We start from the raw sequence: 22073 nt of genomic DNA on the forward strand, positions 1-22073 counted from the left end.
TTAAAGACTTTACCGATTTTGAGGCATTATGAATACTCGACAAACTTTACTTTTAGAATCTAAAAGCCTAATTGCAAAATGCGCAAAATTTTATGACGCACATAATTTCACTCTTCGCGCAAGTAAACTTTCGATGGAGGTTATGGCGTTTAAAGATAGTTTAACAGAGTGCAATGAAATCCAAGCCACTGCTATCGGTTTAAGTGAAAATTATTTATCCCTTACGAAGCGGTTAAATAATTGTTCAGTTGAAGCTTTATTTGCATCTGTGCTTTTTGTTGACCTAATTTCCAGTGTTGAAGTCTATTTGGCAAATATTATCCGAATAATTTTGAAAAGATACCCAAAGAAAATTTTAAATGCGCAATTTTCCCTTACAGATGTATTGGATAGGTCAGTTGATGAGCTTGTATCAGAAGCTTCCGAAAAATACATCTATAGCCTTATGTACAAAAAGCCTAAAGAGATAATTAAAGAGCTCTGCAATCTCTTATCTGTTGATTGGAGTGTTCTGCAAGATTCTTGGAATATTTTTATTGAAGCAAAGGCTAGACGGGATATCGGCATGCATAATAATTGGGTTTGCAATGAGACATACATAAGAAAAGTTAAAGAATCTGGAGCTAATGTCACCTGTACGGTTGGAGATAATCTTATTCCGAGTGAGCAGCAGTACTACCGTGAAGTGGTTGCAAATGTTATTGATTTTGTGAGTGTATTGAGTGCTATGCTTTCGGACAAATATGACGATTAAATTTTATACCACTGTTCAAATCGTTTAATCATGAGGTTTTTTATATTAAGCGCATAATAACGGGGCTATAAGCCCCGTTGTTCAAACGTCCATTATGTTTAATTGGCAATTAGACGACAACTAAGCGGCCCTCACTTTCTATTAAATGCCGGTTCGTCGAAATAGTCATAGTCGCCTGCTTTTAATGCTTGTTGGCGACGGGCTTTTCCGTTGGGCTTTCGTTGTTCAATGCTGCAGCCAAACACATCCTGATGCACTTGCTCCATTAACTGTGTACATCTTCACGGCTACACAGTTCCAGCAACTCGCCGGCATAGATAAAGCCTTGAGTGCGTGACCGTAAGCTGGCGGTATCTTTTCCGGCTTTGCTGGTGGTAAAAATATCTGCAAATTGCTGCTTAAGCGTGCTTAAAAACAGTTGTTGTTGGGCATTACTCATACGTTTTCCTTTCTCATGCGACTCACCATGCAGCCTGCTGCAGTATTCCGTTGATACTACAGTACCTTATTGAATAATTTCACTTATTTGCTGCAAAAGTGCTACTCTGTTGGCGTTTATTTCCCTTAGATCACAACAGAGGTTTTATGAAGTCAATTATCGCTGGCCTGGCTCTGACCGCTTTAGGCTGCTCTGCTTTTACTGCACAAGCTAATACGCCAAATATGGGCTGGAAGAAGGCTGCTAAGTCTGATATTAACTGGAATTACGTAAGTGCTGGCTACGCCAAAGCCACTGTTAAAAATATAGGCAATGATGACGTAGATCTTGATGGTTACCAGCTTAATGCCCGTTATTTATTGTCTGACACTATATACCTGCATGCTTCTTACAATGATTTATCAGGTGATGTTGGTATAGATGATATTTTGGGGCTTGAGCTGGAAGCGTCTGAGTTAGTGCTTGGGTTGGGTGTGCGCCAGGCTGTAACCGACAATATAGACTCGTTTTTTGAGGTAGGCTATGTGCGCTCAGAAACTGAAGTTGTGGGTTTTGAAAAAAGCACCTCTAATGGCTTTCAGGCCAGCGGCGGTTTTCGTTACCTTATAGTGCAAAATCTGGAGTTAGCAGCCGCGCTGCGCTATAACGACGGCTCTGACACCGATAGTAGTACTTTTGGCGATATTTCTGCGCGTTATAGCGTAACACCAATGATTGATTTATATATCAGCTATCAGTTCGACAGTGATGCATCTTTACTGGGCACCGGCGTTGCACTGAATTTCTGACAAGGTGACCAAATTAATGCAAAGCGATCTGCCCTTCTCCCAGGCTTGTGAAAACAACAAAGCGCCGATTTTAGTTGTGCTGCAACAGGCGTTTGCCAACTGCAGTAAGGTGTTGGAAGTAGGCAGTGGTACCGGCCAGCATGCGGTGCATTTTGCTGCCGCTTTGCCACATTTGCGCTGGCAGGCGTCGGATCAGGCAATGTACTTACCCGATTTAACCGAGAGGTTACGCCGGGCAACTTTGCCTAACCTACCCTTGCCGTTGCAACTGGATATCAGTGCCGATGCATTGCCAGAGCAGCAGTTTGATGCAGTGTTTAGCGCCAATACGCTGCATATTATGCCCTGGCCGGTGGTTGAGCAGTTTTTCAGCCGCTTAACCGGCTTAACCACACAGCAGGCAACACTTTGTATTTATGGGCCTTTTAACTATAACGGCCGCTTTACCAGCGATAGCAACAGAGCATTTGATCTGTCACTTAAAAGCCGCGATCCGGCGATGGGTATCCGCGATATTGCAGCGGTTACGGCTTTAGCCGGCGCAGCCGGTTTTACCCTACAGCACGATCACAGTATGCCGGCAAATAACCGCTTGCTGCAGTTTTTGCGAACTGGCACCTAGTAAGAGCTGCAATGCTTCGAGGGTTAGTTTTTTTTGTAGGGTAAAGCCTGCATCGCTGCCGCACTATAGGCTTTAAGATGTTCAGTTTCCTGTTGAAAATACGCTGTTATCGCGCCACTTAACGGCGTGTCAGCAAACAGGTAACTGCCATTGCGCATTACCGGTTCAAAGCCGCGCTTAAGCTTATGCTCGCCCTGAGCGCCGGCGTCATAATAGCGCAGACCATGCCTGATGCAATACTCAATACCCTGGTAATAACACAGTTCAAAATGCAGATGCTCGGCATCAATAAGCGCCCCCCAGTAACGGCCGTATAAGGTATCAGCGCTTTTAAAACACAAAGCTGCGGCAATAATGTCTTGTTCTGCTGCGTCGGTAAAGGCCGCAAATACTACTATGCTATCGGCCATAGTTTCAGCCAAAGCAATAAAGCTTTGCGAGCTGATATAGCCCTGATGGCCAGAGCGCTTTAAATAGGTCGCTTGATAACAGCGGATAATCGCCTGCCAGTGTGCAGCGCTAAGCTCGTTGCCATGCAGGGTTTTGATGCTAAAACCGTTGGTTTGGTTACGCTCCTGGCGGATTTGCTTGCGCTTACGGGCGTTAAGCTGCTGTAAAAAATCATCAAATTGCATATAACCGCTGTTTTGCCATAAAAACTGCACATCATGGCGCGCTAAAAAGCCCTGCTCTGTCAGGCTGTGTTGCAATGGTGCTGTGGTATATAACCATTGCGCACTGCAAAAGTCGTCAGCGGCCAACCGCTGCTTTATTGCTGCACAAATAAGTGGTAGCAGGCTATTGGCAAGATCAGCACTTAGCAGGCCAAGCCTGGGGCCTGTTGCTGGTGTAAACGGAATAGCCGCTATCCATTTTGGATAATAAGCCAGTTGGTGCTGCTGGTACGCCTCAGCAATCTGCCAGTCGAACAGGTATTCGCCGTAAGAGTGTTGTTTCAGGTAGCCGGGCACGGCGGCAACCAGGTTATTGTGTTGCCATAGCGTAAGATGCTGGCTGTGCCAGCCACTGCCGGCATCGACACTACCGCCCTGCTCCAGTGCCAGTAAAAACGCATGCCGGCAAAACGGGTAAGCCGCTGCTGTGTTATCCGTCGTAAATAGCGCGTCCCACTGTGCGGCGCTTACCGCACTTAAGCTATGTAGCCACTTTATCGTTAACAATTAAGTAACCTTTTGTTTTATCTGGTACTCGGCCTTTAAGTACTCGCTACTGCGCATTACATCAGCCAGAATTTCTACCGCTGTCCAAACATCAATGTAGCGTAAATACAGTGGTGTGAAGCCCAGGCGCAGAATATCCGGCGCACGAAAATCGGCAATAACGCCCTGCTTAATCAGCGCCTGACACAGTGCATAAGCCTGCGGGTGGCGATAGGCTAACTGGCTGCCACGTTCAGCAGCGGCATAGGGCGTAATACGTTCAAGTTCATTTAAACAATCATTCTGGCTAACTAACTGATGAAAGCAATCACTCAGTGCCAGCGATTTTTGCCGCAGCTGCGCTATATCGACATCAGCAAAAACGTCAAGTGCCGCATCCAGCACGCTCATCGATATTACGGGTGGTGTACCTGTCAGAAACTGTGCAATGCCGGAGGCCTTTTCATACTGTGTACTGAAGCTAAACGGCGTTTTATGCCCCATCCAGCCGGTTAATGGTTGCTGAAGCATGGCATGATGCCGTTTTGCCGCATAGAGAAAAGCCGGCGCGCCCGGGCCACCGTTTAAGTATTTGTAGCCACAGCCTACAGCAAAATCGACATGACATTGGTCTAACGCCAGCGGTAAAGCTCCGGCGCTGTGGGCTAAATCCCAAATGACCAACGCGCCTTTATCCTGTGCCAGCCGGGTCAGTTTTGCCATATCAAATAAACGGCCGCTACGAAAATCGACATGCGTTAGCAGTAATACCGCAACCTGCCCGGTGATTGCCTGCTCCAGTTCAGATTCATCCACCAGCTGTAACTGGTAGTGATTATTACCGGTAAGGGCGCTTAGCCCCTCAACCATATATAAATCGGTCGGAAAATTACCGCTAACGGAAAGCACCTTACTGCGGGCCGGCTGCAATGATAAAGCCGCGCATAGCACTTTAAACAGGTTTACCGAAGTGGAGTCGCAGCATATTACCTGTCCTGGCGCAGCACCGATTAAATGGCCAATCTTATCGCCAACGCTAAAGGGCAAATCTATCCAATGATGGCGGTTCCAGCTGGTAATAAGCCCTTCTCCCCACTGCTGGCTGACCACCTCTGCTGCGCGCTCTGCCGCGATCTTTGGCATAGCTCCGAGCGAGTTACCGTCCAGATACAGGGTATTGTCCGGCAGGTAAAAAGCAGCCCGTTTTCCCGACAGTGGATCGTCGATATCGCGTTGTTGCAACGCTGCACAAGTCAATTTAGCGTGATGTGTCACTTGGCAAACTGCTCCTGTAGCTGTTATTAAACGTTTAATCATAAACTTAGCTTGATAATTATTGCTAACGTTGCAGTGTAAGTTAGTGCTGCCTGGCGCGTTATGCTTATTTGCTATGGCTTAGTCGCAAAAGCTCTGCCCGGATCAGTCTGTCAGCTTGTATTTTTGCTCCACTTTACCCATATCAACGTAATAATTAAGTTTTCTGGCTTGGTTCTGCTATCTGCTAATAATAAGGAGCAATGATGAGTACAAATTACACCCCACCCAAAGTCTGGACCTGGGACGCCGGAAACGGCGGTCAGTTTGCCAGTATTAACCGCCCTGTTTCCGGTGCTACCCACGATAAAGTGTTACCCAAAGGCAAACATCCTTTGCAGCTATACTCACTGGCCACCCCCAACGGCGTTAAAGTAAACATTATGCTCGAAGAGCTGCTGGCGGCTGGCCACAGCGGCGCTGAATACGATGCCTGGCTTATCAGCATTAAAGATGGCGACCAGTTTGGCAGTGGTTTTGTTGAGGTCAACCCCAATTCAAAAATTCCGGCGCTGCTGGATACCAGCAACGGTACCAGAGTCTTTGAATCCGGTTCTATTTTGTTGTATTTGGCAGAAAAATTCGGCGCTTTTTTACCCAAAGACAGCGCCAAACGTACTGAGGTACTGAACTGGCTATTCTGGCAAATGGGCAGTGCACCTTTTGTCGGTGGCGGTTTTGGCCATTTCTATGCTTACGCACCGGAAAAGTACGAGTACCCGATAAACCGCTATGCCATGGAAACCAAGCGGCAGTTGGATGTGCTGGACAAACAGCTGGCACAGCATGAATTTATTGCCGGTGATGAATATAGCATTGCCGATATGGCAATATGGCCCTGGTATGGCGGTATAGCGCTAAACCGGGCTTACAATGCCGCAGAGTTTTTAGATACCCAAAGCTATAAACACCTGATGCGCTGGGCAAAGCAACTTGATGAGCGCCCTGCTGTTAAACGTGGTTATATTGTAAACCGCAACTTTGGTGATGGCCCGCAGTTGCCAGAGCGCCACAGCAGCGAAGATTTTGCGCAGTTTAATCTCTGAGCATACTCTGAGCATACTCTGAGCATACTCTGAGCATAAGCTGATGCAGCCTGCTGAATACCGGCAGGCCGCTATCTTACAGTTTCTGTTTAATTCGTTACTTTACGTGCCGATTCTGCCCAGATGTAGGTGATACCGACACCAAACGACCAGCCCCCCGTTTGCACCAGCAACGGGCTGTTGGCATTTTTAGCGCCCTGTGTCCATTCATAGCGGGCAAAGCCGAAGCCGCGCCATTTATCAGAGAACTTTTTGCCAACACTGGCCGAGCCCCTAAGGGCAATTAAACCGGCTTGGGCATCGTAAAACGGCCGCTGCGCAGTAACATCGGCTTCTGATACCTGATAAAAATAATCGCTTAATTTCTCGCTGGCAAACAGTGCACTAACTCCGAAGGAGTAAAACGTCTGTGCCGCAGTAATAAGATCGGCATTTAAGCCAGGTTCAAAGCTTACGCCGCTATAACGCAGGCTGTCGTCCAGATCAAACACCGCCCGTAGTGGGAAATCAGCCCGTACTCTGGCACCAAAAAAGTCTTCGCTTAATGTCCAGCGCAGCCGCGGCCCAGCCTCCACCAACATACCCAGGTCGTCCATCCCTTCGCGCACGGCAATATCGTCATCAGATGATCCCAGCGAACCGGCAAAACCCAGATCCAGCTCCAGAGAGTCGGTTTTGAATGCACGCAAGCCAACATTATTACGATCTGCCCGCAGTATATCGCCGCGGTAAATCAGATACGGCAGTACAAAGTTGCGTCGCACCAGCTGATCTGAACCCGGATACGCCAACTGATTGACATTAATACCAATTAAACCGGCTTCCCACAGCGGTAGTGCGGGTTGGTCTGCCAGCACCGGGCTGGCTAAAAGCAGGCTATATATCATGAGAGGAGCAAACTTAACTGTCATTTATACCTCAAGGTTATTCCGGTTGCCCTGCTACAGAACAGTACACAAGCTACACTAGAATTGGCAACAATGGCAGAGGAATGCAGCGATGAAACATCTTACACCGGGCGTTTATAGTGAAGAAGTGTCTTTAACCACTAAATCAGTTAATAGCGTAGACACGACTACTGCCGCGATGATAGGGGTTACGCAGCGCGGTCCGGTGAACATACCTATATTGATCACAAGTTTTAATGCATTTTGCCAGATATTTGGCGGCTTACTTAATCATAATATTTACACCAATAGTCTCGATGCTTTGCCCTACGCCGTACAAGGATTTTTTCTGAACGGCGGCCAGCAGCTTTATGTACTACGAGTTATCGGCCCTGATAGCACTTTTGCTTGTACCAGCCTAAACAACAGCTGCGTCCCAGACACTTCAACATCAGATAAGCCCGTTATTTGGGTTTATGCACGATATCCCGGTGTGTGGGGCAATAACGTACACGTGGAAACGCGTAGGTGCGCTGGGCAGGAATATGATCTACTCATTGAGTTACGAGACGACGGCAAGGTAGTGCAGAGCGAAGTGTATAAAAAACTCAGTACAGATCCTCAACATCCACGTTATGCGATTAAGATAGTCGGTTGTTTTCAGCCGCAAAGTACGGCGGCTTCACCTGCAGGCGAGTCAGAGCTGATACGTTTGTTGATAGTTCCGCAACAGGAAACAACGGACATTACAGCGCCGCCAGACAATGGTTCTTACACATTGCATAATGGTTGTGATGATTTAACCGGCCTTAATGAAGCCTGCTACATCGGCAACCCTGATGACGATCCGCATAAACGAAATGGTATTTATCGTTTAGATGATGAACGAGATATAAATTTAATTTCCGTGCCTGGCCAAACGGGGGCTCTGTTACAGCAGGCTCTACTGAACCACTGTGAAAAAATACGCTATCGCTTTGCGATACTGGACTCGCCCCACAACTACAATATCAAAGCTGTGCTTCAGCACCGGCATCAGCTGAACAGTAGTTACGGTGCTATTTATTATCCCTGGTTGGTTGTGCCCGATATTTTTGGTGAGCAAGGCAGCGTGCTGCACGTACCACCTTGTGGCCATGTAATGGGAATTTATGCGCGCACCGATAACACTCGCGGTGTATGGAAAGCACCGGCTAATGAGTTGGTACACGGTATTTTGCAGTTTGAGGTGACATTGACACACAACGACCAGAACGTGCTCAACCCGGTGGGCATTAATACCTTTCGCGATTTTCGTAGCACCAACCGAGGCTTGCGGTTATGGGGCGCCCGCACGTTGAGCAATGATCCGCAATGGCAATATGTTAACATACGCCGGTTTTTGCTATTTGTGCAGCAATCTATTGAACAGAGCTTGCAGTTTACGGTTTTTGAACACAATAACACCAAGCTGTGGGCAACGGTAAAGCAAGCTATAAGTAACTTTCTTTTAGGTGTGTGGCATTCAGGCGCTTTACAGGGCTTAAAACCGGAACACGCATTTTTCGTTCATGTTGGTTATAACATTACAATGTCGCAAACCGATATCGACAAAGGCCGTTTGATCGTACAGATAGGTGTAGCGCGACTAAAACCAGCAGAGTTTATGGTATTTCAGCTTGTGCACCAATGCTTGCTACCAAACCACGTTGACTAGCGTACCAAAGCAATACGCCCTGCTTTAGCAAAACCCGGCCATAAACGCGGTGCGGGGGCCAGCACAAACAAATCGCCGTTTAAACCGGTAAGTTGCTGCGGCACGCCGGCGGCTTTGGCCACGTTGGCATTAGCGGCTAAATGCGCGGCTTCGCCATGTACCGGCACGGCAATTTGCGGCTGCACCCAACGGTAGAGTAAATCCAGCTCGCCTCTGTTTGGATGACCGGACACATGAATAGGCAGCTCGGTATCGTGGCTTTGCAGAGTTTGAATATTACGGGCGTTAAGTTTCTCTATCAGGCGGCTAATCAGCATTTCATTGCCGGGAATAATAATAGAGCTGAAAATCACCAGGTCGCTCTGCTCCAGCAACAACAACGGATGATTATCATCGGCAAGGCGGCTAAGTGCTGCGCGCGGTTCCCCCTGTGAGCCGGTGGCAATAACCAGCACTTCGTCCTTTGGCAGATAACCGATATGACCGGCGTCTACTATTGTTAACTCGTCTGGCCAATAGCCGGTAGCGCGGGCTGCACCCACCATATTGTCCAGAGAGCGGCCAAGCAGTGCCAGATAACGGCCGGTTTTAGCCGCTATGCGGGCCAGCGAGATAAGCCTGCCCACGTTAGAACTAAACCCCGTTACCACTACCCTGCCTGTTGCGGCTTTAACGACCTGCAGCAAGGCGTTATGGCAGTCTGTTTCAGACAGAGAAAACCCCTCTCGCAAGGCGTTGGTAGAATCGCACACCATAGCCGTAATATTGTGCTGCGCCAGGCGCTTAAATACCGAGCTTTTAAAGGCACGGCCGGTGATAGGGCTGGCATCCATTTTCCAGTCAGCGGTATGAAACACTGTACCGGCGGCAGTTTTGATCACTAAAGCATGGGGTTCAGGAATAGAATGAGTAATAGCCAGCCAGTGCAGACAGAACGGGCCGATATTTATAGTGGCGCCGCTTAATACTTCAACTACGGGTACTTTGTCAGCTAAGCCAAGTACACTTAATTTACGGCGTAAAATTTCAGCGGTAAAAGGCGTGGTATACACCGGGCAGTTAAAACGTTGCCACAACTGTGGCAAAGCACCAATATGATCTTCGTGCGCGTGGGTAATAACAATACCGCATAAATTGTCTTTTTGCTGGCTGATAAAGGTTGGATCGGCCGCCAGTACCTCTGCATTTTGGGTGTTGCCGGGCGCAGTATTATATTGCGGTGATAAAGGGCTGTTAAAGGTTACTCCACAGTCTACCATTAACCACTGGCCGGCATGGCCATACAGGTTAAGGTTCATGCCAATTTCACCGGTACCACCCAGTGGTAAAAACCATAAATCGTTAACACCCGGTATCGCTGCAGTATGTAGCGTACTTATAACCCACTCCTTTTGATACCTGAGCTTTTATGCTTCAGCAACTGGCTTTTCAGCGTTTAGTGCAATTGCTTTGCAGTTTGACAGCATCCTTGCTTGTTTGCCAGTATTGCTGTTACTAAGCTTGGTTCTTGGCCTTCCGTTTAAAGGTTGGGGTTGAATCAGCTGGGTGTCAAGCGGCGTGGCGCCCTTCACGTATTTCTTCCAGTAGTTTTTTGTTAAATGCATCTAAATCATCAGGAGTACGGCTGGTTACCAGGCCATTGTCTACTACTACCGGCTCGTCGACCCAAATGGCGCCGGCGTTTTTCAAATCGGTCTTAATACTGTTATATGACGTAACTTTACGGCCTTTAAGTACGCCAGCTTCTGCCAATAACCAGGGGCCGTGGCAAATGGCAGCCACCGGTTTATTGGCGCTATCGCTAAAAAAGGCCTGAATAAAGTGGATAGCTTTTTCGTCCTGGCGCAAGGTGTCTGGGTTTATCAAGCCACCTGGCAACACTAACGCGTCATAGTCTGTTGCTTTAGCGTGTTGCAGGGTTTTATCCACGGCTACAGTGTCAGCCCAGTCTTTACCCGACCAGCCTCTGATGCTGCCATCTTTCTGTGAAACAATGTGCACTGTCGCACCCGCAGCAATCAGAGTATCGCGGGGGGACGTAAGCTCACTAAACTCAAAGCCATCAGTGGCAAGAATAGCAATTTTTTTACCTGCTAAAACCGGTTGAACGTTCATAATATGTCTCCTAATCATTCAATGTTACATGGTGTAATGTAAAGTTTACCTGGTACCCGAGAGCTGTAGCTGGGTAACCAGCTAAAGATCTTCCAGCCTGTTAGCGCCTTGCATCATTTGCTGTGCCTCGCTTTTTTCCAAATCACGCACCTGTGCTAATAGCTCCTGAATTTTTGGCGTTTGAGAGCGGTCATACAAATTCTGATACAGTAAAAGGATTTGCTGATGTTGGTTCTCTATTTCAGTAATAACTTCGGTAGTCGTCATAGAGATGAAGGCGTCATCACAAGCCGCACCGGCTAATAGCGGATGGCGATCTAAATGCTCTATACACCAGGTGTTTAAAGCTTTATCTTCACCCACATCCTTGAAGCCCTGCACTGCAATGGCAAGTTTCATTTCTTTGTCAGCAAGGTAATTCAGCAACATTTGGCAGCGATCATCTAGCTGATGTTTGGCACAATCAGCCAGACAGTTGGATAAATGTCGGTGATACCCTGAGGTCCAATCTAACAAACTACGGAGTGATTCAACTTTCATGTGGGCTCCTGCTAAAAGTATTACAGTCGTAAATAGCAGGCAAAAAACAGGCCGCAATTGCGGCCTGTTAACTTAATATGACTTAACGCTAAGCTGACTACTGCGCTTTTACTGTGCTAATCCAGTTATTAACCCGCTTTTCCAGCACGCTAAGTGGCAAGGCACCACCGCCAAGCACGGTATCGTGAAAGGCGCGGATATCAAACTTATCACCCAGCTCTTTCTGTGCATTGCTACGCAGTTCAAGAATTTTAATCATGCCAATTTTATATGCCGTTGCCTGGCCTGGCCAAACGATATAACGGCGCACTTCAGAGATCACCGCACCTTGGGCAATCGGCGTTTTCTCCAGAAAGTAATCTATCGCCTGTTGCTCATTCCAGCCTTTGCTGTGCAGGCCGGTGTCTACCACCAAGCGCACGGCACGCCACATTTCAGTAATCAAGCGGCCAAAATCTGAATATGGGTTCTGATAGGCGCCCATTTCTTTTGCCAACAGCTCAGAATACAGTGCCCAACCTTCTGAATAGGCAGTAAAGCCAGCCTGAGTGCGGAATGTCGGTACTGTGGTTAGCTCCTGTGCGATAGAAATTTGCATGTGATGGCCCGGGTTGCCTTCGTGGTAAGCAATGGCTTCCATCTCATTTTTTGGCATTGAGCGCATGTCTGATAAATGCGCATAATAAATGCCTGGCCTTGCACCATCCGGTGTGCCCGGGAAATAATGCTGTGCAGCACCCGGCTGCTCACGAAACGGCTCTACCCGTTTCACTGTCAGCTCGGCTTTAGGTAAAATGCCAAAGTACTCAGGCAGCTTCTTATTGATAAAAGCCAGATACTGCCTGGAATCTTCCAGATAGCCTTCACGGCCTTCATCGGTGTCAGGGTAGTAGAACTGATCATCATCTTTAATAAACTTAAAGAAAGCTTGTAAATCGCCTTGAAAACCCACTTTGTCTTTAATAGCGATCATTTCTTTGGTCAGGCGCTCAACTTCGTCCAGACCAATTTGATGGATCTGCTCTGCGGTTAAGTCGGTAGTGGTAGATACTTTTAATCTGTAATTATAAAAGTCTGTGCCGCCTTGTTGCTTGCCTACACCGGTAGCAATTTCATCGGTAAACTGAATATCCTGCTGTAGCCATTGTTTCAGCGCTGTGTAAGCCGGTAAAAAATGGGTTTGCAGGGCACTTTTCGTCTCGTCTGCCAGTTGTTTAGCTTGCTCATCACTAAGTTTATCGGCCGTTACCAGTGCGTCAATTTTGCCTTTGGCATCGGCCCACAGTGGTATGTCTTGCTCTGCGTCGGTAAATGGCGCGCCGCTTATCAAATTATTAATTTGCTCCAGTACGCCATCATAGGCAAAGCGTGGCGGGCGTACATCATGCTCGGCATTTGCCTGTGCCCGCTCCAGCAGTTGTGTCAGAGCCCGGCTGATGCCTTCAATCCGCTTGATATAGGCTTGCATATCTTCTGCGGTATCAACTTTATGGAAGTTGATCATAATCTGCGGCAACATGGCGTGAATACCCTGCATCTGGGTAAACACGTACCCATTTTTACGAAAGGCTACACCCTCTTTGGCTTGTTCATACTGATAAATCCAGATGTCATAAGACGTTTGTGCTTCAATATCCAGCTTGCTGTAGTCGAAGCTGGTTTTAAGCTCTTCTACTGTTGCTGCCAGCCAGGCCAGTTGTTCATCTTCTGCGGCAATTGAGGTATCGTCGATTTGATCATACTTATCTTTGCGGCCAAGAAAGGTCATTTGCAGCGGGCTTTGCTGCAGTTGTTGCTCGTATTTAACTTCAAACCACTGATTCAGCCGTTCAGTCTCTGACTGCTGCTTTTGTTCTGCAACCACATCAGTTGTCGGGCTGGGTGTATTGTTTTGCGGTGCCGGGCCGCAGCCGGCAAGGATGCCGGCCACAGCAAGGGCAATAAGAGACTTATGCATTAGAGGGTTCCTTTATAGTTTTGGTTATACCAAAACACAGCCTACCCTCAAGCTAATGATTAGTCTAAAAACTAATTGTAAGCAGCTTTGTCAGACTCAGGCACTGACCCGCTTATACTGGCGGTATTGTGGCAGCCAGAAGTTGTCTTCAATTTTTTGCAGTAGCATGGCGTCGTCCAACTCCAGTGCCAGGCCCTGCTGCATTGCCACTTTGGCAACGTTAAAGGCAATTTGCTTACTCAGCGCCGACAACTCGGTAAAAGCTGGCAGTAAACCGCCCTCGCCGCTGTTTGCTTTTGGCGATGCAGCCGCCAGTGTTTTGCTTGCTTCGCGTAACATTTCATCGCTGATAAGCCGGGCTTTACTGGCAATAACGCCAAGGCCGATGCCAGGGAAAATGTAGCTGTTATTACATTGTGCGATGGGGTAAAGCGTGCCGTTATACGCCACTGGTGCAAATGGGCTACCGGTGGCGATAATAACCTCGCCGTCGGTCCAGTTAATAACCTGCTCTGGTGTGGCTTCCACCTGGCGCGACGGGTTGCTCAGCGGGAAAATAATCGGCATAGCGCAGCCTTTTTTCATCGCCCGCACTACCGGTTCAGTAAATAAACCGGCCTGGCCGGATACACCAATCAAAATGCCAGGCTGGGCGCAATTCATTACATCCAGTAAGCTTGGAAACTCACTGCTGTAGCTCCAATCTGTTATTGCTGTTGAGGCTTGTGCCAAAGCTTGCTGGAAATCGCGCAAGCCTGGTGTGGTATCGGTAAGTAAGCCGAAGCGGTCAATCATATAGATTTGGCTACGCGCCTGCGCTTCACTTATGCCTTCAGCCACCATCTGGCTGATAACCTGTTCAGCAATACCGCAACCGGCAGAGCCTGCGCCAACAAACACCACTTTTTGTTCAGACAATTTCGCATTTTTACTGCGACATGCCGCCAGTAACGTACCTACCGTTACTGCTGCAGTACCTTGGATATCATCGTTAAAGCAGCATATTTTATCGCGGTAACGCTGTAATAAAGGCATAGCGTTAGGCTGGGCAAAGTCTTCAAACTGAATAATAGCGTCTGGCCAGCGCCGTTTTACCGCCTGGATAAACAAGTCAACAAACTCATCATACTCTGCCTGGTTTACCCGCTTTTGCCGCAGCCCCATGTACATTGGGTCATTCAGTAGCTTTTCATTATTAGTGCCGACATCGAGCATTACCGGCAATGCATAAGCCGGGCTGATGCCCCCGCAGGCGGTATATAACGACAATTTGCCGATAGAAATACCCATACCGCCAATACCCTGATCGCCAAGGCCCAGTACCCGCTCGCCATCGGTGACAACAATCACCTTTACTTTACGCTTGGTGGCGTTGCGCAATACATCGTCCAGCTGATGCCGGTCCTGATAACTGATAAATAAACCACGGGCACTGCGATAAATATCCGAAAATTGCTCACAGGCATCACCCACTGTCGGTGTGTAAATTATGGGGATCATTTCTTCCAGGTGTTGCTGCAGTAAACGGTAAAATAAGGTTTCGTTGTTGTCCTGAATAGCGCGCAGATAGATATGCTTATTAATGGCAGTATCAAAGCTTTTATACTGCATGTAGGCGCGGCTTACCTGCTCTTCTATCGTTTCATAACGTGGTGGTAATAAACCGGCAAGGTTAAACATCAGCCGCTCATCGGCGGTAAAGGCACTGCCTTTATTCAGTAAAGGTGTTTCCAGTAATGCTGAGCCTGAATAGGCGGTATACAACGGAGATTTTTTGCTTGAACTGCTCATGAATAGCTTCCAGATAACGGCTCCGGCAAACCTGAGGTTATACCGGAGAGAAAATATTAATAAATAGTACTGATCCTGGGGTTTAATACGGACAAAATAAACAGGCCTTCAGTGTTGCAGAAATCGATGGCGCGAATAATGTCTGGCTGAGTCAGGTTTAATAACTCCAGTACAAAAGGGTCAACAAGTTGCTTAGTGGAGTACATTTCGGGATGCTGATTTGCCAGCGCTAAGCGCACGGCCAGATAAATAATAAGCTGGGCTTTGTTTTTCTGATCAAAACGGGTGCTGTGTTGCAGCGCAACCGGCTCGACAATGCTGTCGGGTAAATGCCACAAATGCAATAACTCTGCGCCGCATTGCGCATAAGTAAAATCCAGTTTAGTTTGTTGTAATTGCCAGGGCCGCTGTTCTGAATTGTAATCCTGACACTGGTGAGCTTGCTCTGCGCTATTTTGTAACACCACCAGCTCGCCAATATTGTGCAGTAAACCGGCGACATAAAAACGGTCTGTTGGTTTAATCCCGCAGCACTGCGCCAAATGCTTGGCAATAAGCGCGGCGTTGATACTTTGCTCCCAAAAACGCTCAAGATCAATGGCCGAGGTATCTACTTTACTGCAGGCTGATGCAATACCGATACTTAGCACAAGATTATATACCTGGGTTTTTCCCAACACTAATAAAGCTTTGCAGACGTTCTCTACCTGATAAGGTAAACTGTAAATTGCACTGTTAGCCAGTTTAAGCAATTTTGATGTTAGTACCGGGTCCAGTAAAATAACTTCTGCGACTTCATCCAGACTGGCGGTGTCAGAGTCCATCAGTTCTTTGACCCTCAGATAGCCTTCAGGCAGGGCGAACAGATCGGATACATTCTGGGCATACTGCAACGCTTTCATTAGGTGACTCTCCTCCAGCTGACACCAACGTACTACAGCCAGCTATAAGTGTTACTGCTGCATGCGATTTTACAAGCTTTGGCCAGAAAATCTTAGTTTTTTTTACCGGGAGGATTAGTTTCTGTACCAGATAGTTCAGAAATCAGCCAAATAAGGCACTGGCCCGATCACTTCAGGCCAGTGCCTTTGCATTACGCTACCAGACTACGCAGCATCCAGGCAGTTTTTTCATGCACAGTCATGCGCTGAGTCAGCAGATCAAGTGACACTTCATCAGAGGCTTCATCGGCTACCGGCACGATAGAGCGCGCCGTTTTAGCTATAGCTTCCTGGCCTTTAACCAAATCTTTAATCATTTCTTCAGCAGTGGGTATGCCATCGGCTTCTTTAATGCTGGTCAGCTTGGCGTATTCTTTATATGAACCCGGCGCAAATTCGCCCAGGGCCCGAATACGTTCTGCAATTTCATCAACCGCCAGAGCCAATTCATTGTACTGAGTTTCAAACAGGGTATGCAGAGTCTGAAACATCGGCCCTGTTACGTTCCAGTGGTAGTTGTGCGTTTTTAAATAAAGCGTATAGGTATCGGCCAGCAGTACAGACAAACCGTCGGCAATGGCTTTACGTTGTTCTTCATTAATACCAATATTAATTTTCATAGCGCTTCCTCTTAAATGAGCACGGAGACTGCATCAACATAGCATAAAAATGGCTGTTTAATTCAGCCTTGCCAATTAAAACAGTATCTTACCGGGCGTGAATGAATATAACTTCAAAAGACATGGGGATAAATAGCAAAAAAATCAAGTGATAAAATAAAGCCGGTTAACTTAACCGGCTTTATTGGCATTACAGCGCGGTTTGCGCTGCCAGATATTCTTCATAGGTGCCGACGAAGTTACGGATATCTTTGTCGGTAATTTCGATAATACGGCTGGCAAGGCTGGATACAAACTCGCGGTCATGGCTGACAAACAACAAGGTGCCTTTGTAGTGCTCCAGTGCCAGGTTCAGTGACTCAATAGATTCCATATCCAGGTGGTTGGTCGGTTCATCCATTACCAGTATATTTGGCCGTTGCAGCATTAATTTGCCAAATAACATACGGCCCTTTTCACCACCGGAGAGCACTTTAACCGATTTTTTTATCTCGTCTTGTGAAAACAGCAAACGGCCCAGAATACCGCGTATTGCCTGCTCGTCATCTGAAGGCTGCTTCCATTGGCTCATCCAGTCAAACAGTGTCATCGCTTCACTGAATTCGTGGGCGTGATCTTGCGCATAATAACCAATTTTGGCGTTTTCAGACCATTTCACCATGCCTGATTCTGGTTTTAAATCGCCAACCAGACATTTAAGCAAAGTAGTTTTACCAATACCGTTAGCACCTAAAATGGCTACTTTCTCGCCTACTTCAATGGTCAGGCCTAAGTTTTTCAGCAAGGACAGCTCGCCAAAACTCTTATTCAAGCCCTCTACTTCTAATGCCAGACGGTATAACTGCTTTTGTTGCTCGAAACGGATAAAAGGGTTAACCCGGCTGGACGCTTTAACTTCTTCCAGCTGAATTTTATCTATTTGCTTGGCGCGTGATGTCGCCTGCTTGGCTTTTGACGCATTGGCAGAAAAACGGCTAACGAAGGTTTGCAGCTCGGCTATCTGGGCTTTCTTTTTCGCGTTGTCTGATAATAAACGTTCGCGGGCCTGAGTGGCGGCAAACATATATTCATCGTAGTTACCAGGATACAGGCGCAGCTCGCCGTAATCTAAATCAGCCATGTGGGTACAAACGCTGTTTAAAAAGTGACGGTCGTGCGAAATAATAACCATGGTGCTGTTACGCTCAGCCAGAACATTTTCCAGCCAGCGAATGGTATTAATATCCAGGTTGTTGGTGGGCTCGTCCAGCAACATAATTTCCGGATCGGCAAACAGTACCTGTGCCAGTAATACCCGCAGCTTAAAGCCCGGTGCTATGGCCGACATCGGGCCAAAATGCTGCTCAACCGGAATGCCCACACCAATTAACAGCTCACCGGCGCGGGATTCTGCCGTGTAACCATCCATTTCACCAAAAGCCACTTCCAGATCGGCCACTTTCATGCCGTCTTCTTCGCTCATCTCGGCACTGCCATAGATGCGGTCACGTTCTTCTTTTACCGCCCACAGCTCAGAGTGGCCCATAATAACGGTGTCGATAACCGAGTATTGCTCAAAAGCAAACTGGTCCTGGTGTAACTTGGCAACGCGATGGTTTGGCTCAACAAACACATTACCGGCGCTTGGTTCCAGCTCACGGCTTAAAATCTTCATAAATGTTGATTTACCGCAACCGTTTGCCCCGATTAAACCGTAGCGATTACCCTCGCCAAATTTAATCGAGATATTTTCAAACAGCGGCTTGGCGCCAAATTGCATCGTAATGTTAGCAGTTGATATCACAGTGTGTTCCAGAACAAGTTAAGACAAATAGCCAAGACAGCTAAGGGTAAAAAGGTAACTAAGAATAAAAGTGCGCTACTATACGCGTTTTTACCATTAAACTCAAAAACAAACGCCCGGTATTTACCGGGCGTATAGCGCTTTTACCAACAACTGTTTTATCAGCGTGCAGCTTGCGCAACTGCTGCTTTACACAACTCGGTAATGCGCTGCCAGTCTTTGGCTGCAACCGCATCATCAGGCACTATCCAGGAACCGCCCACACATTTTACATTTGGCAGTGCCAGATATTCGAGGAAGTTTTTCTCGTTAATGCCACCAGTGGGACAAAAACGAATATCGGCAAAAGGACCGTGAATCGACTTTAACGTTTTTACGCCCCCTGCTGCTTCAGCCGGGAAAAACTTAAAGTGGCTGTAGCCTAAGCCCGTACCTTCCATCAGCTCAGAAATACTGGCAATGCCTGGGATCAGCGGAATAGCAGCGTCTTTACCGGCCTGCAGCAATTCGCGCGTTAAACCCGGACTGATAGCAAACTTAGCTCCGGCATCTACAACCTGTTGCAACTGCGCTGCAGTGGTAACGGTACCCGCGCCAACAATGGCTTCCGGCACTTCGGCTGCCAACAAACGAATAGCATCAAGTGCTACCGGCGTGCGCAGGGTCACTTCCAGCACTTTTATACCACCGGCCAGCAAAGCTTTTGCCATAGGCACAGCATCTGCTAAATCTTTAATAACTATTACCGGTACCACAGGGCCCTGATCAAACAAAACACCAGGTTGTAACTGCCAGTTTTCAAATGCCATATTAATTACTCGCCAAAAATTGTTTCAGGTAGACTGCGGCGCCAACCAAACCGGGTTGCTCTGCAGTCACGACATAGGTGGCGATCTGGCGATTAAAAGCGCTAAACCGGCCTTTTGCTTCAAAACGGGCTCTGAACTCGCTATCAGCAAGCAGAGGTAATAATTTCGGCGCTATGCCACCGGCAATATAAACACCACCAAAGGTACTGAGCGTTAGTGCCAGATCACCTGCAACGCTGCCCAGGCTGGCAAAAAACTGTTTTACCGTATCTTGTGCCAGTGCACATTCGCCGTTTAATGCCTGCCGGGCTATCTCGGCAGCACTTAATGGCGCAACCTGCTTTTGACGGTATAACGCCAGCGCTTTATAGATAGCCTCAAGGCCAGGGCCGGATAACAGCCGCTCAGGTGAGACATGGCCATATTCTTTGGCCAGCATCTGCTGAATAAACCATTCTTGCTCGGTTTGAGCGGCCCAATCTACATGGCCACCCTCGCCCGGCAGCGGAATAAACTGATCATTTACAGGCAGTAAATGTGCAACACCCAGGCCGGTACCGGCACCAAGCACTGCCATGGGTTTACCATGCTGAATTTCACCGGAGCCTACTTTCACTTTTTGTGACGCCGTTAATGCCGGCAAACACATGGCCACAGCGGTAAAGTCATTCATTACCTGCAGCGCTTCAAGACCCAGTTGCTGCTGCATCGCTTTAACTGAAAAGCGCCAGTGAAAGTTGGTCATACTGATCTGGTCGCCGTTAACCGGACAAGCGATAGCAATAGCCACGTGCTTAATATCAGTTAAACCTTGTTGCTGCTGGTAATGGGTTAACGCATCAGCCACAGTAGCAAATTCCGCACAGGGATAGACTGCAACCTTGTCCAGCGCCAGGCTGGCCAGTTCTACCCGGCTAAAACGGGCGTTGGTGCCACCTATATCAGCAACAATAGCGTGGGCAGGCAACTTAGCCATGCAGGTGCTCCTCCGTAGTAAACAAGCTGCAGGCGCCCTGCTCTGCGCCGGTTAACTGACTGCGCAGCGCACCGAACATTTCACGGCCCATGCCGTAGTAGCTTTCAGCCATATCCATAGTAGCCACGTCACGGGCAGCCAGCTCAGAATCGGATACCAGCACTTCAAGGCGGCCGGTGTTGCCGTCTACCAGCATCATATCGCCGGTTTTAATCCGGGCGATATTGCCACCGTCAACCGCCTCTGGTGTGACATGGATAGCGGCTGGTACTTTACCCGATGCACCTGACATACGGCCATCGGTTACCAATGCCACTTTAAAACCACGATCCTGCAGCACACCCAATGGTGGCGTCAGCTTGTGCAGCTCCGGCATACCGCAGGCTTTAGGCCCCTGAAACCGTACAACAACTATACAATCTTTGTTTAAGTCACCTGCTTTAAAGGCCGCATCCAGCTCGTGCTGGCTGGAGAACACCACCGCCGGGGCTTTAACAATCTCAGTACCTTCACGCAGTGCTGAAGTTTTAATTACGCCACGGCCAACATTGCCAGATAACACTTCAAGGCCACCATGAGCTTTAAAGGGTTTTTTCACGGTAGCCAATACATCCGGATCAAATGATGTTTGCGGTGCATCAACCCATTGTAGTTTGCCGTCTTGCATCACAGGTTGCTGGGTATAACGGCGTAAGCCGGGGCCTGCAACAGTTTGCACATCTTCGTGCAATAAACCGGCGTCCAGTAATTCGCGGATCAACAGTGCCATACCACCAGCATGCTGGAAGTGGTTAATATCGGCCTGGCCATTCGGGTAAATACGGGTTAGCAAAGGTGTTGCCGCAGATAGCTCGGCAAAATCATCCCAATTGACGATAAAGCCGGCAGCGCGCGCCATAGCAATTAAATGCATAGTGTGATTAGTTGAACCACCGGTAGCCAACAGGCCGACAATACCGTTTACTATGGCTTTGGCGTCGACCAATTTACCTACTGGCAGGTAATCTGTGCCTAAGTCTGTTAAGCGGGTAACCTGCCTTGCCGCAGCCTTGGTTAACTCATCACGCAGTTCTGTGCCCGGATTGACAAAAGATGCACCCGGTAGGTGCAGGCCCATAATTTCCACGACTAACTGATTTGAGTTAGCGGTGCCATAAAAAGTACAGGTACCAGCAGAGTGATAAGAGGCCGATTCAGCCGCCAGCAATTCTTCTTTACCGACTTTACCTTCAGCATATAACTGGCGTATGCGGGCTTTTTCTTTGTTCGGAATACCAGAAGGCATAGGGCCTGCTGGTACAAATACAAACGGCAGATGGCCAAAGCTCAGGGCAGCCATAAATAAGCCTGGTACAATTTTATCGCAAATGCCCAGCATTAAACCGCCGTCAAACATATTGTGCGATAAGCCTACCGCTGCCGACATTGCAATAATGTCGCGGCTTAACAGGCTAAGCTCCATACCCGGCTGGCCCTGGGTTACGCCATCACACATTGCCGGCACACCACCGGCAAATTGCGCCACGCTGCCAACATCTTTTACCGCTTGTTTAATAATTGCCGGATAATGTTCATACGGCTGGTGCGCCGAAAGCATGTCGTTGTAAGACGATACGATACCAATATTCGCTTTGGTCAGGCTGCGTAAATCGCCTTTGTCCTGCTGATCGCAGGCAGCAAAACCATGTGCGAGGTTACCACAGCTTAATACCCCACGATGCGGGCCTTTTAAGCGGGCTTTTTCCAGCCGTTGCAGATAAATATCGCGGCTGCGTGTGCTGCGGGCAATAATTCTGTCCGTTACTTTCTGAATCACAGGATCCATGACTATCCCC

General features: G+C 48.0%; 20 protein-coding genes. 5 read left to right on the forward strand and 15 right to left on the reverse strand.

Features of this window, described 5'->3' with window-relative positions; genetic code table 11:
* Nucleotides 1-28: 28 nt before the first annotated feature.
* Nucleotides 29-754, forward strand: coding sequence for a hypothetical protein (locus AR688_RS19090; protein WP_068237996.1), 726 nt, complete (start codon nt 29-31; stop codon nt 752-754).
* A gap of 265 nt (nt 755-1019) precedes the next feature.
* Here AR688_RS19090 and AR688_RS20385 read toward each other — a convergent pair whose 3' ends face one another.
* A complete protein-coding gene (locus AR688_RS20385; protein WP_197412290.1) occupies nt 1020-1193 on the reverse strand; it encodes a hypothetical protein in 174 nt (57 codons plus the stop codon).
* Nucleotides 1194-1339: 146 nt separating this feature from the next.
* On the opposite strand from AR688_RS20385, the gene AR688_RS19100 reads away from it, so the two are divergent.
* Nucleotides 1340-1981, forward strand: a complete 642-nt coding sequence (locus AR688_RS19100) for a DUF481 domain-containing protein (protein WP_068237999.1) — start codon at nt 1340-1342, stop codon at nt 1979-1981.
* A gap of 16 nt (nt 1982-1997) precedes the next feature.
* Nucleotides 1998-2603, forward strand: coding sequence for a DUF938 domain-containing protein (locus AR688_RS19105; RefSeq protein WP_068238002.1), 606 nt, complete (start codon nt 1998-2000; stop codon nt 2601-2603).
* A 23-nt stretch (nt 2604-2626) separates the two neighbouring features.
* On the opposite strand, the gene AR688_RS19110 is transcribed toward AR688_RS19105, so the two are convergent.
* Both AR688_RS19110 and kynU read right to left on the reverse strand, forming a co-directional pair.
* Nucleotides 2627-3784 (reverse strand): GNAT family N-acetyltransferase, encoded by a 1158-nt coding sequence (locus tag AR688_RS19110; RefSeq protein ID WP_068238003.1) that lies wholly within the window; start codon nt 3782-3784, stop codon nt 2627-2629.
* The gene (gene kynU, locus AR688_RS19115) at nt 3785-5038 is read right to left on the reverse strand and encodes a kynureninase (RefSeq protein ID WP_197412291.1); all 1254 of its coding nucleotides are present in this window, start codon (nt 5036-5038) and stop codon (nt 3785-3787) included.
* A gap of 245 nt (nt 5039-5283) precedes the next feature.
* On the opposite strand from kynU, the gene yghU reads away from it, so the two are divergent.
* Nucleotides 5284-6123, forward strand: coding sequence for a glutathione-dependent disulfide-bond oxidoreductase (gene yghU, locus AR688_RS19120; RefSeq protein WP_082694846.1), 840 nt, complete (start codon nt 5284-5286; stop codon nt 6121-6123).
* Between the two features lie 89 nt (nt 6124-6212).
* Here the strand turns inward: yghU and AR688_RS19125 are convergent, their stop codons facing one another.
* Nucleotides 6213-7034 carry a MipA/OmpV family protein gene (locus AR688_RS19125; protein ID WP_068238009.1) on the reverse strand — a complete coding sequence of 274 codons (822 nt, stop codon included), beginning with the start codon at nt 7032-7034 and terminating at the stop codon, nt 6213-6215.
* 88 nt (nt 7035-7122) lie between these two features.
* Here AR688_RS19125 and AR688_RS19130 point away from each other — a divergent pair, with 88 nt between their 5' ends.
* A complete protein-coding gene (locus AR688_RS19130) occupies nt 7123-8706 on the forward strand; it encodes a phage tail sheath subtilisin-like domain-containing protein (protein ID WP_068238011.1) in 1584 nt (527 codons plus the stop codon).
* Here AR688_RS19130 and AR688_RS19135 read toward each other — a convergent pair.
* The 11 genes from AR688_RS19135 to edd form a co-directional block, all read right to left on the reverse strand.
* Nucleotides 8703-10004, reverse strand: coding sequence for a ribonuclease J (locus AR688_RS19135; protein ID WP_156420360.1), 1302 nt, complete (start codon nt 10002-10004; stop codon nt 8703-8705). The two genes, AR688_RS19130 and AR688_RS19135, sit on opposite strands and share 4 nt — an antisense overlap.
* A gap of 250 nt (nt 10005-10254) precedes the next feature.
* On the reverse strand, nt 10255-10821 hold the full coding sequence (locus AR688_RS19140; RefSeq protein ID WP_068238013.1) for a type 1 glutamine amidotransferase domain-containing protein: 567 nt from the start codon (nt 10819-10821) through the stop codon (nt 10255-10257).
* An 81-nt stretch (nt 10822-10902) separates the two neighbouring features.
* Nucleotides 10903-11361 carry a hypothetical protein gene (locus AR688_RS19145; protein ID WP_068238014.1) on the reverse strand — a complete coding sequence of 153 codons (459 nt, stop codon included), beginning with the start codon at nt 11359-11361 and terminating at the stop codon, nt 10903-10905.
* 97 nt (nt 11362-11458) lie between these two features.
* Nucleotides 11459-13318, reverse strand: coding sequence for a DUF885 domain-containing protein (locus AR688_RS19150; RefSeq protein WP_068238016.1), 1860 nt, complete (start codon nt 13316-13318; stop codon nt 11459-11461).
* A 96-nt stretch (nt 13319-13414) separates the two neighbouring features.
* A complete protein-coding gene (locus AR688_RS19155) occupies nt 13415-15109 on the reverse strand; it encodes an NAD-dependent malic enzyme (protein ID WP_068238019.1) in 1695 nt (564 codons plus the stop codon).
* Between the two features lie 56 nt (nt 15110-15165).
* Nucleotides 15166-16011 (reverse strand): HDOD domain-containing protein, encoded by an 846-nt coding sequence (locus AR688_RS19160; RefSeq protein WP_068238021.1) that lies wholly within the window; start codon nt 16009-16011, stop codon nt 15166-15168.
* Nucleotides 16012-16202: 191 nt separating this feature from the next.
* The gene (locus AR688_RS19165; RefSeq protein WP_068238022.1) at nt 16203-16670 is read right to left on the reverse strand and encodes a Dps family protein; all 468 of its coding nucleotides are present in this window, start codon (nt 16668-16670) and stop codon (nt 16203-16205) included.
* Between the two features lie 190 nt (nt 16671-16860).
* Nucleotides 16861-18453, reverse strand: a complete 1593-nt coding sequence (locus AR688_RS19170) for an ABC-F family ATPase (protein WP_082694847.1) — start codon at nt 18451-18453, stop codon at nt 16861-16863.
* Nucleotides 18454-18614: 161 nt separating this feature from the next.
* Nucleotides 18615-19262: a bifunctional 4-hydroxy-2-oxoglutarate aldolase/2-dehydro-3-deoxy-phosphogluconate aldolase gene (locus AR688_RS19175; protein WP_068238027.1), complete on the reverse strand. Its 648-nt coding sequence runs from the start codon at nt 19260-19262 to the stop codon at nt 18615-18617.
* Nucleotide 19263: 1 nt separating this feature from the next.
* Nucleotides 19264-20238 (reverse strand): glucokinase, encoded by a 975-nt coding sequence (locus AR688_RS19180; protein WP_068238030.1) that lies wholly within the window; start codon nt 20236-20238, stop codon nt 19264-19266.
* Nucleotides 20231-22063, reverse strand: coding sequence for a phosphogluconate dehydratase (edd, locus tag AR688_RS19185; RefSeq protein ID WP_068238033.1), 1833 nt, complete (start codon nt 22061-22063; stop codon nt 20231-20233). The genes AR688_RS19180 and edd overlap by 8 nt, the downstream gene beginning before the upstream one ends.
* Between the last annotated feature and the right edge of the window lie 10 nt (nt 22064-22073).

Origin of the sequence: Rheinheimera sp. EpRS3, assembly GCF_001513785.1 — a bacterium.
GTDB lineage: Bacteria > Pseudomonadota > Gammaproteobacteria > Enterobacterales > Alteromonadaceae > Alishewanella.